13 protein-coding genes and 1 pseudogene are annotated in these 15875 nt (G+C 52.9%); 13 read left to right on the top strand and 1 reads right to left on the bottom strand.

Annotated elements, in window-relative coordinates:
- The first annotated feature begins 41 nt into the window (after nucleotides 1-41).
- The 13 genes and pseudogenes from Q3C19_RS01175 (at nucleotide 42) to Q3C19_RS18375 (ending at nucleotide 14355) form a co-directional block, all read left to right on the top strand.
- Complete coding sequence (locus Q3C19_RS01175) at nucleotides 42-1337, top strand: ABC transporter permease (protein ID WP_302726616.1); 1296 nt, start codon at nucleotides 42-44, stop codon at nucleotides 1335-1337.
- Nucleotides 1338-1424: 87 nt separating this feature from the next.
- Complete coding sequence (locus Q3C19_RS01170) at nucleotides 1425-2738, top strand: ABC transporter permease (RefSeq protein WP_302726614.1); 1314 nt, start codon at nucleotides 1425-1427, stop codon at nucleotides 2736-2738.
- Between the two features lie 167 nt (nucleotides 2739-2905).
- Nucleotides 2906-4210: an ABC transporter permease gene (locus Q3C19_RS01165; protein WP_302726612.1), complete on the top strand. Its 1305-nt coding sequence runs from the start codon at nucleotides 2906-2908 to the stop codon at nucleotides 4208-4210.
- A gap of 337 nt (nucleotides 4211-4547) precedes the next feature.
- Nucleotides 4548-5213, top strand: a complete 666-nt coding sequence (locus Q3C19_RS01160; protein ID WP_302726739.1) for an ABC transporter ATP-binding protein — start codon at nucleotides 4548-4550, stop codon at nucleotides 5211-5213.
- Between the two features lie 27 nt (nucleotides 5214-5240).
- A complete protein-coding gene (locus tag Q3C19_RS01155; RefSeq protein ID WP_277121418.1) occupies nucleotides 5241-5861 on the top strand; it encodes a head GIN domain-containing protein in 621 nt (206 codons plus the stop codon).
- A gap of 105 nt (nucleotides 5862-5966) precedes the next feature.
- Nucleotides 5967-7259, top strand: a complete 1293-nt coding sequence (locus Q3C19_RS01150) for an ABC transporter permease (RefSeq protein ID WP_302726608.1) — start codon at nucleotides 5967-5969, stop codon at nucleotides 7257-7259.
- Nucleotides 7260-7286: 27 nt separating this feature from the next.
- Nucleotides 7287-8543, top strand: coding sequence for an ABC transporter permease (locus tag Q3C19_RS01145; RefSeq protein ID WP_302726606.1), 1257 nt, complete (start codon nucleotides 7287-7289; stop codon nucleotides 8541-8543).
- 318 nt (nucleotides 8544-8861) lie between these two features.
- Complete coding sequence (locus tag Q3C19_RS01140) at nucleotides 8862-10202, top strand: ABC transporter permease (RefSeq protein ID WP_302726604.1); 1341 nt, start codon at nucleotides 8862-8864, stop codon at nucleotides 10200-10202.
- Nucleotides 10203-10319: 117 nt separating this feature from the next.
- Entirely contained in the window at nucleotides 10320-11618 is a 1299-nt protein-coding gene (locus tag Q3C19_RS01135; RefSeq protein WP_302726737.1) for an ABC transporter permease, read from the top strand.
- Between the two features lie 129 nt (nucleotides 11619-11747).
- Nucleotides 11748-13097, top strand: a complete 1350-nt coding sequence (locus Q3C19_RS01130) for an ABC transporter permease (RefSeq protein WP_302726602.1) — start codon at nucleotides 11748-11750, stop codon at nucleotides 13095-13097.
- Nucleotides 13098-13101: 4 nt separating this feature from the next.
- A pseudogene (locus Q3C19_RS18385) lies at nucleotides 13102-13812 on the top strand (ABC transporter permease); the annotation flags it as partial.
- Nucleotides 13794-13922, top strand: a complete 129-nt coding sequence (locus Q3C19_RS18380; RefSeq protein WP_368045225.1) for a hypothetical protein — start codon at nucleotides 13794-13796, stop codon at nucleotides 13920-13922. The pseudogene Q3C19_RS18385 and the gene Q3C19_RS18380, both read left to right, overlap by 19 nt.
- Complete coding sequence (locus tag Q3C19_RS18375; RefSeq protein WP_368045224.1) at nucleotides 13864-14355, top strand: ABC transporter permease; 492 nt, start codon at nucleotides 13864-13866, stop codon at nucleotides 14353-14355. The genes Q3C19_RS18380 and Q3C19_RS18375 overlap by 59 nt, the downstream gene beginning before the upstream one ends.
- A 118-nt stretch (nucleotides 14356-14473) precedes the next feature.
- On the opposite strand, the gene Q3C19_RS01120 is transcribed toward Q3C19_RS18375, so the two are convergent.
- Nucleotides 14474-15709: a fucose isomerase gene (locus Q3C19_RS01120; RefSeq protein ID WP_302726598.1), complete on the bottom strand. Its 1236-nt coding sequence runs from the start codon at nucleotides 15707-15709 to the stop codon at nucleotides 14474-14476.
- Between the last annotated feature and the right edge of the window lie 166 nt (nucleotides 15710-15875).

The raw sequence follows: 15875 nt of genomic DNA, 5'->3' as shown, positions 1-15875 counted from the left end.
TGTAGTCTTGTTCCCTTGTCAACTGTATAAAACAAAACAACATGCTAAGACTCATTTTTAAAACCTTATGGTCTCGTCGGCGCCGCAATGCCTGGTTGTTGGCCGAACTGATTGTTGTGTGCATTGTGTCGTGGGCGATATTCGACCCGGTGGTGGTCGTGACGCACGACCGGATGATTCCGTTGGGCTATGATGCCGACCGTCTCTGTCTGGTATCGCTGAATATGTACCGTCCCAATGCGCCCGATTACGATGAACAGGCCACCGACTCGGCTTCGCTGATGCAGGCCTACGACAACCTTGTACAGCGGGTGCGCAACTATCCCGAAGTGGAACATGCCACTCCTCTGTTAGGCTGGCTGTATCCTAACTCGCAAGGGCAGGGAGCCATGACCCGGATACCTGTAGGCGACAGCATTGCCTGCCGCATGCGCTACATTGAGTTTCTGCCCCATACGCAGTTTTTCGAAACGTACGGATTTCGTCCGGCCAAGGGACTGACGCCTGCAGAGCTTTCTGATTATCCTTATAAGAACGGCGACCTGATTCTTTCGGAGAATACGTTAGAGGCATTCTTTCATACGGACAACCCTCAGGGATGCCGTTTCTGGCAACCCCATGGACAGGACACGCTTTATACGGATATTGTAGGTGCTACAGCCACTTTCCGCATGTACAGCGACTGGCAACCCATACCTGTGGCTTTTGTTCCGATGCAGACTGTCGATCTGAATTATTTCCCCAACGATGTCAAGATATTGGTTCGGCTGGAAAAGGGTGTCAGCATGGAGCAGTTTCTGCATCGGTTCCATCCGTGGATGGTACGCGAACTGCGTGCGGGCAATCTGTATGCGCAGAAGGTGGAGCCCTACCGGCAACTGATAGCCCGACGCGAGTATGCGGGAACGACGACGTTGTATCAGCGCAACGTGGCGATGGCGGTGTTCTTCCTTGTCAATCTCTGTCTGGGGGTAGCCGGGACTTTCTGGGTGCAGACACGCACCCGCCGAGAGGAAGTGGGTGTCATGCTGTCCTATGGTGCCACGCCGGGAGGCATTGTCCGTTTCCTGTTGGGCGAAGGGGTGGTGCTTACCACTGTTTCTACTCTGATAGGATGTATCCTTTATTTGCAATATGCAATCAGTGAAGGATTAGCCAAGGGACAGACGGGCATGGAGACCACCGGCTCGTACTGGGTGCAGAACTTCGGTCTGCATTTCTGTATCGTGTCGTTCATTGTCTATTTTGTACTGCTGATCGTGGTGCTGATGGGCATTTATATCCCGGCTCGCCGTATAAGTACCATTCCGCCAACGGAGGCGTTGAGGGAGGAATGAGTTTAGTTAACAAGTAAACGATTAGACAAGGCAGGTTCTCGTGGTCTGAGGCCTCGTCCCCTTGTCAACTAAAATAATAAAAGACGTATGCTAAAGACCTATCTCAAACAAGCCCTTGCGTTGTTCAGGCAGAACCGCCTGTTCAGTACGCTCTACATTGCCGGCACGGGGCTGGCTATTGCCATGACGGTTGTGATGGCGGTGGTTTACTATGTGAAGCTGGCACCTGTGTATCCCGAGGTAAACCGGGAAAATACGTTGTATCTGACTCATGCCAGTTTTCGTTCGGAGGGATATACCGTTCAGGCTGGACTGTCGTTTCAGGCTGTGCAGGAGTGGATGTATCCGTTAAAGAACGTAGAGGCAGTTTCTGCCATTGTGGACTATGGCATGGATGAATCCTTTTACATACAGCCTACCGATTTGAGCGGTGACTTTAAAGTGGCTTTAAAGCTTACAGATCCAGCCTTTTTCCGCATCTACTCATTCCGCTTTTTGGAAGGAAATCCTTTCACCGATTCCGATTTGGCAAGTGGCATCCATACGGCTGTGATCTCCGATGACCTGGCGCGTCGTCTGTTCGGTACGACCCAAAATGTTGTCGGACGTTCGTTTTCGTTGGATTATGTCAACTATCGTGTGTGCGGTGTGGTACGCGGTGCCAGCTATCTCACCTCGAAGTCGTATGCTCAGGTCTATTTGCCTTATTCGGTTTTCGGAAATTATACGAAACCGTATTCAGACAAGTTCCCGTATAGTGGCATTTTCTCCGTCACTTTTCTTGTGAAGGACAAGGCACAGGCTGATGCTTTGCGGGCAGAAATCAGAGACCTGACGAGGCGGGTGAACCTGCAGTACAAGGATCAGTGGCAGTTGGAGTTGTGGAAGCAGCCAACTTCGCACTGGCTCAGTGTTTTCCAAAGTCATCCATCGGATGCCGACTTCAATCCTTGGAAGACGGCGGGTTATCTGGTCGTCGTGGTACTGGTGTTGCTATTGGTGCCTGCCCTCAACCTGAGTGGCCTTATTGCCAGTCGTATGGAGAGCCGCTTGCCCGAGATGGGAGTACGTAAGTCGTTTGGTGCAGGACGCAACATACTGCTTTCGCAAGTGATGTGGGAAAACTTCTTCCTGACACTGGCAGGTGGTCTGCTTGGGTTGGTACTGGCGTGGATCGTTGTCTATGTAGGACGTGAATGGGTTTTCACGTTGCTCGACCAGTGGCCCGAAGCTGTGCCGCAAGGTGTCGATGCCTATGTATCGGGCGAGATGCTTTTTGCACCTGCCGTCTTTGGCATCGCTTTCCTGCTCTGCCTGGCACTGAATCTGCTGTCGGCCTTCCTGCCGGCATGGATGTCGCTCCGCAAACCGATTGTTTATTCGCTGTATGAAAAAAGATAAATTTTTAATGAAGAATGAAGAATTAAGAATGAAGAATTGCCATGCGGATGCCGACATTACCGTTCCTCATTCTTATAAATTCTTCATTCCTCATTTCTATAAATTCCTCATTCGTATAAATTCTTCATTTTTCATTCTTCATTCTTCATTCTTCATTCTTCATTTTTATGTTTACCCTTATCTTAAAAACCCTATGGACCCGTCGCCGCCGCAATGGCTGGCTGCTGGCCGAACTTATACTGGTCGCTGTTCTTTCGTGGATTATCTTCGATCCTGTCATTGTGGTGACTTACGACCGTCACCTTCCGCTTGGCTACGATGCCGACCGCCTCTGCATGGTGTCCGTCGGTATGTTGCAACCGCAGGCGCCGGGCTATGATGCTCAGGCTACCGACTCTGCTTCGCTGATGCAGGCGTATCTGAATATCGTGGAACGTGCCCGCCAGCATCCCGATGTAGAGCAGGCCACTCCCGTACTTTCTTTCGCATATCCCGGTTCGCAAGGAAGTAGTACTTCCACTCTGATGGCAGAAGGTGATACGGTGGGGCTTGACCTTATGTATGTTGAGTTTCTGCCCCATACACATTTCTTTGAAACATTCGGCTTCCGACCCGTGCAGGGTAGCATGACGCCCGAAGAATTGTCGGATCATACGTATGGCGGGATGAATGTTGTACTGAGTGAGTATGCACAGGAAGCCTTGTTTCACACCCGTGTTTACAACAAGAATCTGCGTTGCTGGATGACGAACGAGACGGATACGGTCTATTTGCCCGTTGTGGTAGGTGCGGTAGGAACTTTCAAGTACACCAATGACTGGCGTCCTGTTCCTGTCGCCTTCGAGCCGATATTGCATCCCGATATTCTTTCCAGTGTTAACGATATGCACGTAGTCATCCGTTTGAAGGAGGGTGTCAGCATGGACCGCTTCCTGCATGAGTTCCGTCCTTGGATGGTTCGCCAGATGCGGGTTGGTAACCTTTATGCACGCGACTTGCAGTCGTACGACAGCATCAACCGGATCAGTGAGTTTGGTACTGCGACGTCACTCTATCGCCGCAACCTGAGTATAGCCCTGTTCTTCCTTGTCAACCTCTGTTTAGGTGTTGTCGGTACCTTCTGGCTACAGACCCGTACGCGGCGCGAGGAGGTGGGCATTATGCTGTCCTACGGTGCTACGCCACGCCGCATCCGGCTTCAGTTGATGGGCGAAGGTGTGGTACTCACGACGGTAGCTACCCTGATTGGCTGCTCCCTCTATCTGCAATACGGGCTCAGCGAGGGGTTGAATAAGGGAAATGCCTGGATGCAGGCCACTACGCCCTGTTGGGTGGACCACTTCGGGCTGCATTTCGCTATCGTGTCGTTCATCATCTACTTCATCCTGCTGGTCGTGGTACTGGTAGGTATCTATATTCCTGCGCGACGTATCAGCACCATTCCGCCGACGGAAGCGCTTAGGGATGAATAAAGTTGTCCTTATCTGTACGGATGTTCGCTGAAATCGAACAGAGTGTTCATTATCGGACACAGAACGAATTTTGTAAAGTGCAGATAATCAGATAAAAGCCTTTTTGGCATGACTTTTGAATTAAGTTCACTACAGAGGACACAGAGTTTCACAGAGGAGAAAAATGTAACTTTGTTCTCTCTATGGTGAATGAGACACCACAGATTACACAGATTTACACGGATTTAATTTGCCATCTGTGTTAATCTGAGTAATCTGTGGTAAAACAGAGATCTCAGTGTACTCTGAGGTGCAAAACAAAGAATATAATAACTATAAACAACATACAATTATGGACATGATTAAATTGACCGGTATCAACAAGATCTACCGTACAGACGAGATTGAAACTCAAGCATTGGAGAACGTGAACCTCGAAGTAGAGCAAGGCGAATTCCTGAGTATTATGGGACCTTCCGGATGTGGAAAGTCTACTTTGCTTAACATTATGGGCTTGCTTGACACTCCTACCAGCGGTACCATCGAAATAGCCGGTACACGTGTTGAGGGAATGAAGGACAAGGAACTGGCTGCTTTCCGCAACAAGAATCTGGGCTTTGTGTTCCAGTCGTTCCATCTGATCAATTCGCTGAATGTGATAGACAATGTAGAATTGCCGTTGCTATATCGCAAGGTCTCTGCCAAGGAACGTCGTCGCCTGGCCGAAGAAGTTTTGGAAAAGGTAGGACTTAGCCACCGTATGCGCCACATGCCTACACAGCTTTCCGGCGGTCAGTGCCAGCGTGTAGCCATAGCGCGTGCCATTATCGGAAATCCGGAGATTATCCTTGCCGACGAGCCTACCGGTAATTTGGACTCCAAGATGGGTGCCGAGGTTATGGATTTGTTGCACCAGCTGAACAAGGAAGACGGACGTACCATCGTAATGGTAACACACAACGAAAGCCAGGCGAAACTGACCTCCCGCACCATTCGCTTCTTCGACGGACGTCAGATAGGATAAATTTAAATTATCAATCGGAACAGTGAAATGAAAACAAATATTATAGGTGTAATGATTGCATTGCTCTTGGCTTTTGCCGGAGCAATAGGTGCGTTGGCACAAGATGAACGGGTGAACGAAGTGCGCAAGGTGGACGATTTTTCTTCCATCAGGATAAAGGCGGTAGCCAATGTCGAGTTTACGCAGGGCGATAAATACTCCCTCCGCCTGGAAGGCAAGGAGAAATGGGTGAAGCTCACCACGACCGAGGTGAAGGACGGTTGCCTGATCATTGATTTCAAAAGAGGTGAAAAGAGGTCCGTCAAGAACATAAACGGATTGAAGCTGTATGTCACAGCTCCTACGCTGGAAGAGGTGGAGCTGACCGGCGTGGGTAGCCTGGAGTGTAAGGAACCCTTGAAACTGGACGACTTCACGTTGCGTATCAGCGGTGTAGGGTCTGCCGAAGTGGATGATCTGACTTGCCGTCGTTTCAACGTCAGTCTGAGCGGGGTGGGCGATGCCGAGGTGAACGTCGATTGCGACTACCTGAAAGCCCGCATGAGTGGCATCGGCAGTCTGGAGTTGAGAGGTAATGCCGATGAGGCCGACATATCGCGCAGCGGTATAGGCAGTGTGAATACGAAACGATTAAAAATTAAGAATTAAGAATTAAGAATGAAGAATTTATGGTGAATGAGAACGTATTGTTTACTCCAATTCATCATTCTTCATTCATCATTCTTCATTAATAACAGATTCTTCATTAAAAAGATGATCAAACAATATTTTCAACAAGCTTGGGCACAGCTCCGCCAGCAGCCGCTCATCAGCGGGGTGACGGTAGCGGGTACTGCCCTTTCCATCTTCCTCATCATGCTGGTGGTGATGATGCAGCAGGTGCAGGTCGAGCCTTTTGCGCCCGAAAGCAACCGCAACCGCTTCCTGCACGTGAAGTGGGGCAGCATCACCAACGAAGCGTGGGGCGACAGCAACAGCAATGGCCCGTGGAGCGCAACTACGCTGAAAGAAATCTACGGCAAGCTGACGACGCCCGAGGCTGTCACCATTTATGTGGCCTATTCTTTGCCACAGCCGGTCAACTTGCCTGGCCAGCCCTCTACGGCGGTGGATGTGCGCGAGACGGACAACCAGTTCTGGACGGTGTTCGACTTCGCCTTCACCGACGGAAAGCCCTTCGACCAGGCCACGTTCGATGCCGGCCGGCCGGTGGCTGTCATTACCGAAAGTGTGGCGCGCCTGCTGTTCGGCACGACGAAGGCCGTGGGAAAAGAATTCCTGCTGGCCCATGCGCCCTATCGGGTGTGCGGCGTGGTGAAGGACGTATCAACGCTGGCCGAAACGGCCTACGCGCAGGTGTGGATTCCCTATACCTCGACCGACCAGGTGAACAACACGTGGGAGCACGACCTGATGGGCCTGATGAGTTGCACCATCCTGGCGCGCGACCGCAGCGACTTCCCTGCCATCCGCGAGGAGGCTGCCCGTCGGTTGGACGAATTCAATAAGGTGATAGGCGAGAACGGTTATAAAATTATCAACCGCAACCGTCCTTACGATCAGGAGAAGAATGCCCTGGTAGCCGGCGCCAATGTGGAGCCGGATGTGACGGCTGCCCGCCGGACCCGTTTCATCATCTTCCTCATCCTGCTCATCGTGCCTGCCATCAACTTGAGCAGCATGACGCAGAGCCGCCTGCGCCGTCGTGTGGCGGAGATCGGGGTGCGTCGTGCCTTTGGCTGCACACGCATGGAACTGCTGGGACAGATACTGGGAGAGAACTTCATCGTCACCCTGCTGGCAGGTGTGTTGGGGCTGATAATCAGCCTGCTCTTTGCCTTCTTGTTGGGCGATATCCTTTTTGTACAGAGCTGGAACACTACGCTCAATCCGCCCGTGGTCGATGCCTCTATCCTGATACATGCCTCCACCTTCGGCTGGGCGTTGCTCTTCTGCTTCGTGCTCAACCTGCTCAGCACCGGTATTCCCGCCTGGCGGGCGTCGCGGATGAATATCGTGGAGGCGATTAACGGCAAGGCACAGTGATGTGAATGTATAAAATAGGATTACATTATGAACAAGAAACTATTTACCCAAATACGAAACGAATGGCGCAGCAACCTGTGGTTGGCGCTGGAGTTACTGGTGGTGAGCGTAGTGATGTGGTACATCATCGACTTGCTCTACTGCCGCCTGGCTACCTATCTGGAGCCGCGCGGTTTTGATACGGAGCATTGCTACCTGATAGATATGGGCGTGCTCACCGACAAGAGTCCCGATTATACACCCTATAGTGATACCCACAAGCAGAGTGATGAGGTACGCGAATTGGTGGAGCGTTTGCGTCGCCGCCCCGAGGTGGAAGCTGTCAGCTTGTCGCAAAATTCCTATCCTTATAATGGTAGTAACGGCTCAGCAGAAGTGGACTACGACACGCTTCATGCGCCCCGCTGGACCATCCGTCGCATTGTGACGCCCGACTTCGTACGCGTGTTCCGTTACCAGGGAACGCGCGGTGAGACGTCCGAACAGCTGGCTGAAATATTGGAGCGCGGCGACTTCCTGGCTTCGGACAACCTGTATCGCAAGTACAGCATCCCGATGACGCCGCTGGTTGGCAAGAAGGATTTCTATCTGTTCGGAGATACAGCCCAGATGTACCGTTTGGGCGCCGCCTTGCAGAATGTGCGCTACGACGACTTCAGTCAGGCACGTTCCAGCTATTCCATGGCGTTCAACATGAATTTGCTGTCGGATGATTGGATTCATGCTGACAATGAACTCTGCGTCCGCGTCCGTGCCGACCGTGACCAGAACTTCATGGAGAACCTGAAAGCCGACAGCGAGAAGCAGTTCCGCATAGGCAATCTCTACATCAGCGACATCAAAAGCTTCAAGGACATCCGTCGCAGCTTCCAGCAAGGCGAGACCAGCGAGATGCGCAACTTGGTTGTGGGCATGGGCTTCCTGCTGCTGAATATCTTCTTGGGACTGCTCGGTACGTTCTGGTTCCGTACGCAGCAGCGCCGGGGCGAGATTGCCCTGCACAAGGCGATGGGTGCCACGGACGGTGCGGTGTTCGGCCGCCTGATGAGTGAAGGTATTTTCCTGTTGCTGATCGTTACCGTGCTTGCCGTCATTATTGACATCGTACTGGCTCACTTCGAACTGAACAGCTGGCGCAACGGCACTACACTGGAGTGGCCACGCCTGGCTTTCTGTGTTGCCTCTACCTTTATTCTTATTGCCGCTATGATCGGTGTCGGCATTGGCATTCCGGCACGACGCGCCATGAAGGTGCAGCCGGCGGAAGCGTTGCACGATGAATAAGGGCCTCACCCCCGGCCCCTCTCCCAGGGGGAGGGGAGGAAAGGAGGGGATTGGGCTTCCGAGACTTGAGCAGTTTGCTCTGGTTTAATACGGATAAACTTGCAGTTTAGTACGGATAAACTCACAGTTTAATGGGAATAAACTGGCAGTTTAATGCGGTTAAACTCACAGTTTAATATGGATAAATAAAAATAAACTGGTATGTTTCTATCTGTCAGCAGGTTAGAAATAAACGTGACTGCCAATTCATGCCCGTAAGACTTGAACTGTTCGTTTGCGAACCCTAAATGAAATTGTTATTATAAAGAAATGACTGAAATGAAAAAAACTTCCCATACCTTCCACTTTCCCCTCTCCTTGGGAGAGGGGGCGGGGGTAAGGCTCTATTTCCAGCAGGCTCTTTACCACCTGCGCGAGAACCCTGTCATCAGCTGGATATCCGTGCTGGGTACGGCGTTGTCCATCTGTATGATTATGGTCATCGTCATTACCTTGCGGGTACGTATAGCCGACTGCGAGCCGGAGGTGAACCGTAGCCGTTCGCTCTACGTGCCCAACATGTCCTACCGAGCCAAGGGCGATACAAGCGGCAGTTCGGCCAATTCGAGCATGTCGGTGCAGACGGGGCGAGAATGCTTCAAAGCGCTGACCACGGCCGAGGCTGTCACACTGACATCGAATCCCGGCAAGGTACGTGTCTCGCTGCCTGCCGGTGCCAAGATGACGGCCGACATGGTGCAGACCGATGAGGCCTTCTGGCAAGTGTTTCGCTTCCGCTTTCTCGACGGCAAGCCATTCACGGCAGCCGACCTGCGTAGCGGTCTGCCCCGTGCCGTCATTACTGCTTCGGTGGCCCGTCGCCTGTTCGGGCGGACGGACGTCAGCGGGCAGCACATAGAGCTGAACCACGTGGATTTCCAGGTGTGCGGCGTGGTGGCCGACGTCTCCATGTTGGCTACGGATGCCTACGCTCAGGTATGGATACCCTATACGGCGGGCGACGCGGAGGCCAACTCGTGGGGTTACAATCTGATGGGGCCGATGCGTGCCGTCATCCTGGCCCGCAGTCGGGCAGACTTCCCCGCCATCCGCGAGGAGTGCGAACGCCTGCGGCAGAAGTACAACGATGCGCAGGAGGGAGTGGAGGTGTTCTACCGCGGACAACCCGACACACAGTTTGCACACCTTTACCGCTCGTGGAGCCAGGAGCCCGATGTACAGGGCGTGGTGTTGCGCTACGTTGCCGTGATGCTCATCCTGCTCATCGTGCCTGCCATCAACCTGAGCAGTATGACCCTGTCGCGGATGCGGAAACGAATGGCAGAAATCGGGGTACGCAAAGCCTTCGGTGCTACGGCCAACGAACTGATGCGCCAGGTCTTTCTGGAGAACCTGCTGCTGACCTGTCTGGCAGGTTTGTTGGGACTATTCTTGAGTTATGCCGCCACCTTCGTGCTGAACGGTTTTCTCTTCGGTAACTCTACCAACGCCTATCTGTCGGGCGAGACCAGCCTGACGGCGAGCGAATTGCTCAGTCCGTGGATATTCCTGGCTGCCTTTGGTTTCTGCCTGCTGATGAACCTGCTCAGCGCGGGCATTCCTGCCTGGCGGGCGTCGAGGATGAATATTGTGGAGGCGATAAATGGGAAGGCGCATTAATCAGTTGACAAGGGAACGAGGCTTCAGACCATAAGGACTTGCCTTGTCAACTCGTTAACTTGTTCACTTGTTAACTCGTCAACTTGTCCACTCGTCAACTAAAAAACAAAAGATATGATGAAGAAACTATTTACTCAAATACGAAACGAATGGCGCAGCAACTTCTTCCTTGCGCTGGAGCTGCTGGTGGTCTTCGTGGTGCTGTGGTACATCGTGGACTGGTGCTGTACGACGGCGCGCGTTTACTTTGCGCCGATGGGCTTCGATACGGAGCATTGCTATAACCTGACGGTGAACCGCCTGACTCCCAACTCCGCCCTCTATGAAGAAGGCCATACGGCGGAGGACGATATGGATGCCTTGCTGGAGATAGCCGAACGCCTGCGCCACCGTCCCGGCGTGGAGGCGGTAGCCATTTCGCAGAACAGCGTTCCTTATAATAACGGAAGTAACGGCATTGAAACGTTTGTAGACACGGTGTCTGTTTATGCCATGCTCCGTCTGGTGCAGCCCGACTTTATGCGCCTGTTCCGCATTCGTGGGGTAGCTGTGCAGGATGCCGGAGGAAAGACGGTGCAGACTGCAAGTCCTGACTCGCTGGCCGCCGTGCTGGGCCCGGGAACGATGATCCTGTCGCGCAACGTGACAGCGAAGTATGAGGAACTGAACATGTCCGATGCCACACCGTTGTTGGGTCGTCAACTGCCTTTGTGGGAGCAGGACAGTGACTCCCGTCTGCGCGTAGTCGGCATTGCCGAGCCCATGCGCTGGAATCACTTCACGACAGCCGACCAGTGGGGAGGCCCTTTCCTGGCGACGGACTTCCCGCGCGAGGCGATGGTGCAATACGAGAATCCCGCCTACCTGCAACTGAGCTTGCGCGTCACCCCCGAGGCCGACCATGGCTTTGTGGACGAGCTGATGGCCGATGCCGATCGTCTCTATCGTGTAGGGAATGTTTATATTCTGGATGTTCAGCCCTTCACGCAGTTGCGCTATATCAGCGAACTGGAGGATGTGAACGAAGTGCGCACGCAGCTCTGCATCCTGGGCTTCCTGTTGCTTAATATCTTCCTGGGCGTTATCGGTACCTTCTGGTTCCGTACGCAGCACCGTCGTCAGGAGGTAGCCCTCCGCATGGCGATGGGCAGCACACGCCGGGGCATCTTCTTTCGCCTGATTACCGAAGGTCTGTTACTGCTGACGCTGGCTGCTGTGCCTGCCACGGTTATTGCCTTGAACATTGGCGTGGCCGAATTGGTGGACGTCAGCCGATTGCCTTTCGACACTCTGCGCTTCGTGCTCGCCCTTGTGCTCTCGTGGCTGCTGATGGCACTGATGATTGTGGTGGGCGTGTGGTATCCGGCCCGTCGGGCGATGAAGGTGCAGCCGGCGGAGGCGTTGCACGATGAGTAAGGGGCCTCACCCCCGGCCCCTCTCCCGGGGAGAGGGGAGATGAAAACGATTGTATGTGCAATGATAGACAGTTTGGCGGGTAACCGTTTTTCAATTAACCATTAACCATTTATCATTAACCATTTTATAATGAAACATGCTTTGTTACACAATTTACGCTCTCTTCTCAACCAGCTGAAGCAGCACCGTTTTTATACGGCGGTGTGTGTGGTGGGAACGGCGGTTACCATTGCCTTTGTGATGGTGGTGGTGATGGTCTACGATTTTCGTACGGCCGATGTCGCGCCGGAGACCCGACGCAGCCGTGTGCTCTACAACTACGGTACCCAGTGCATGCGCCCCGACGGCACAAATGTGTGGGGCTACCGGGCCTTGGGGCCTACGGCTTTCCATGCCTTCTTCGACAGCCTGCCGGGCGTGGACGAACTGACCTGGCACAGTGGACTGAATAAGGCGGTATGTTCCTTACCCGCTTCGTCCGACCGCCATTCCGTATTGCTTCGTGCCGTGGCTGCCAACTGGTTCGACTTTTTCCGTTACGACTTTGTAGCCGGACGTCCTTTTACCAAGGCCGAATATGATGCCGGACGCGCAGCCTTCGAGAAAGCCGATGACGAGTGGCGGCTTGTCCGCAACCGTGAAGACGACGTAGTGCGCCGTTTCGTCGTCATCAGCGAGCGGCTGGCAGGACAGCTGTTTGGCGGAGCTGCCGGGGCAGTGGGCAAGCAACTGTTGCTGGACTTTCAGGAGGCGCGCGTGGTGGGCGTGGTGCGCGATGTCAGCTCCATCTTCCAGACCGCCTATGCCGACGTGTGGGAACCTTTCACCCTGATGAATGAGGAGCACCTCGACCCGAACCTCGCTACTGCCGGTCTGCTGGGCTTCCGCTATGCCGTCCTTCATCTGTCGCCCGACACATCGCCTGACGAAGTACGCACCGAAGTGAACCGGCGGATGGAGCAGCTCAACAAGCAAGGGCTGGAGTATATCCTGAAGGATCCGCGGCTCTATACACATACGGACTACACCTTCTTCCGCGACAGCAGCATCAGTGCCAGTCTGGTCTATGTGCTGTTGCTGCTGATTCTGTTAGTGGTGCCTGCCGTGGGCATATCGGGGCTGGTGCATGCTCAGATGCAGAGTCGCCTGGGCGAGATAGCCATCCGCAAGGCTTATGGAGCCTCTAATGCCAACATCATCGGTCACTTGTTTGCCGAGAGCCTGTGTACTACCTTGATAGGCGGTGTGCTGGGCTATGCCTTGTCGTGCGTGCTGGTGGTGGCGGGCGGTACGTGGCTGTTCGGTACGGGCGGTGTAGAGTTGGAAGGCATCTTGTTGGGCAGCGACCTGCTGCTGCGGCCTTCGTTGTTCGTGGCAGTGCTGGCGGCGTGCCTGGTGTTCAACGCACTATCTACGCTGCTGCCGGCCTGGATGGCGGTACACCGCAACATTTCATACACATTAACAGGAGGAGAATAAGATTATGTGGAGACAAATATACAGACAGATGTGGAACCAGCGGCGTGCCAACGCATGGCTGTGGGTGGAGTTGTGTATCGTAACCGTACTGCTGTGGTATGGCATCGATTTAGTGTACAATTACGAAGGAGCCGCCTGGCAGCCCAAGGGTTACGACACGTCGTGTGTGTTCGACCTGACCGTGGAGGCCAAACCATTGGAAGTCATCAGCGATGCCGATAACCAGCGGGCGGGGAAAGATTTCGCTTACCTGTACAACCTGATTAAAGACTATCCCGGCGTGGAGGAAGTCTGTGCCTATCACGGCAGCATTCCCTATACGGGCGATGCAATGTTCGAGGGATATGCCTCTCATACCGATTCGGCACATGTGGTGTCGTGTTTCATCCGTTATGTCACACCTTCTTATTTCAAGGTGTTCCGCCTGAAACCCATTGCCGGACAATTAGACGAAGCTCACTGGTCACCGGCTGAATATCCCATGCCGGCCTTGATGAGTGTGGACTTGGCAGATTCCTTGTTCCATCAGCCCAACGTGGCCGACGCTGTAGGCAAGACCTGTTTCAATCCCTACTGGTTGAAGCGGGATAATCCGGTGACCAATTATCGGGTGGCTGCTGTCCTGCCCCGGCACAAGCTGGACGATTACGAGCGCTACGAACCGTTCATCTATCTGCCTGCCCAGCAGGCTTTCTGGTGGCAGCATGTGGCGATACGCGTTGCTCCCGATCATGTAGCCGGTTTTGCCGAGCGTTTCCGCAAGGATATGCAGCCGGTGTTCGACCGAGGCATCTTCTACCTGAACACCATCCGTTCGTACGATGACATGAAAGAAGCCTACGACATACAGCAGGGCACAGTGAACTACCTGAATACGGTCTATGCAGTGGTGGCCTTTTTCCTGTTCAATATCTTCCTGTGTGTGTTTGCTACTTTCTGGTATCGCACTCGCAAGCGTCGTTGCGAAGTGGCTTTGCGTATGGCCATGGGTAGCAGTCGTCGCACGGTGATGGGGTATTTCCTGCTGGAAGGTCTTGCACTTCTGTTGCTGGCAGCCGTTCCGGCCTTGCTTATTGCTCTCAACATCCAGCTGGCCGACCTGACGGTACATACGTTGATCGATGCTTCAACTGCGCGTTTTGTGGGATGTTTCTGTGTGGCGTTGCTGCTGATGGCTCTGATGATAGTGGCCGGTATCTGGTATCCCGCCCGTCAGGCGATGAAAGTGCAACCCGCCGAAGCATTGCACGACGAGTAGTCCACGCAGATAAAGAAGACATTATTTTTTCCCAGTTAGGAAAAAAATATTCCTCAGTTAGCAAAATATTTTTTCCTAACTGGGGAATTTTTCTTTCTTATTTTTTTAAGGGGAAATCTTATTCCGTCCGTTTGCAGGCATTCACTTGGAAGAATTCGTTGAATATGGTTTCGTAGTTGCCATGCAGCAGGATGTGATGATTTCCCAATGGATTCTTCAGGAAATAATCGGCAGGCGAGTTCAGTCGGACACGTACCTGTGTGCGGCACATGTTGATGTAGTTGGTATTCTCGGTCAGCGTGCCGGTGGTCAGGTAGTATTCGTCCAGACATTCGCCTCCGCACTTGACGATGGTCACGTCGCCCGTAGGCAACAATCCCTGGATGCCGATGCTCTGTTCCGTTTCAAAATGGCTGCGAAGGATGAATTTCTCGGTCTGTTTCAGTCCTACAGTGCAGTGGGCCAATACGATTTCGTTGGTACGTGCGTTGATCATGGAAGGGTTGGCCATGAATGACCCTTTTCCCGTAAGGGTTTTTACCACCAGCATGGTAAAAACCGACTGCAAGTCGCCTTCGCATCCGGCAATGATGCCCTCGTCGTTCAGCAGCGAGAGGGCCAGACAGCCTGTAGCTCCCGTCAGCTCTATCAGCTTGAAACAGCTCAATGTCAGGGCCGAGAGCTTTTCTTCTTCTACGATGCGCTTGACGGCCTGGTATATCTTCATGGCTTTCAGCATGTCGTCGGGCGATGCTTCACGGCAGGCCAGTGCCTGTCCGGCCAGCTGGGCAGCGGCTTCGCCCACTTCGTCGTCGGTAAGTGCATTGAAATATTCAACGGCCCGTTCCAGCGGGATGTCTACGTATTCGATGCCCCAGCGGCGTTTGGCCAGCAGATAATCCACATTGCTGGAGATGAGCCAGCTTGAAGGCGTACCGATAACACCGATGCGCGATCCGGAGATTTGATGTTGCGCCTTGAAGTTATTGTACATGACAAATATGCGTCTGACGATTTCCGTCAGTTCGCCATGCAGAATCTCGCTTTTCATGCCTCGCGTACGGAGCCAGGATGATATCTCAAGAGCTGCAGCCAGCGAGTTCTGCATTCCGTCGGCTAAAAATACGGCCGGGCGGGGCAATGATTCAAAATGCTGGATAACCATCCGTTCTACTCCGCCGGTAGCGATAAACAACAGGCAGAAATCGTCGGGAGATATTTTGTCTATATCTTGACAATCGATGAATTTGAGGGTGAAATATTTTTCCAACTCGGTCAGTACCGTTTTGTGAGAACTGCGGATGGAAGCTTGCTTGTGCAGTGGAGATGCAAATGTAATCAGATTGAGGACCATGATATTATTTTTGTTTTTAGCTATTAACGGTTTAGTAACTCAAAGGTAAGGCTTTCTTTTTATTTGGCATAACGTTTTTAATATAGATAAGGTTTTTAAAGTTTTTATGTCTGCTGTTTCCGTTGATTCCAAATAAATCGCTACTTTTGTGGCTTTAAACAAAAAG

Source organism: Bacteroides sp. ET489 (assembly GCF_030518095.1).
GTDB classification, from domain to species: domain Bacteria; phylum Bacteroidota; class Bacteroidia; order Bacteroidales; family Bacteroidaceae; genus Bacteroides; species Bacteroides ndongoniae.
The sequence above is the reverse complement of the archived record's forward strand: the minus strand, read 5'-3'. Positions and strand labels throughout refer to the sequence as shown.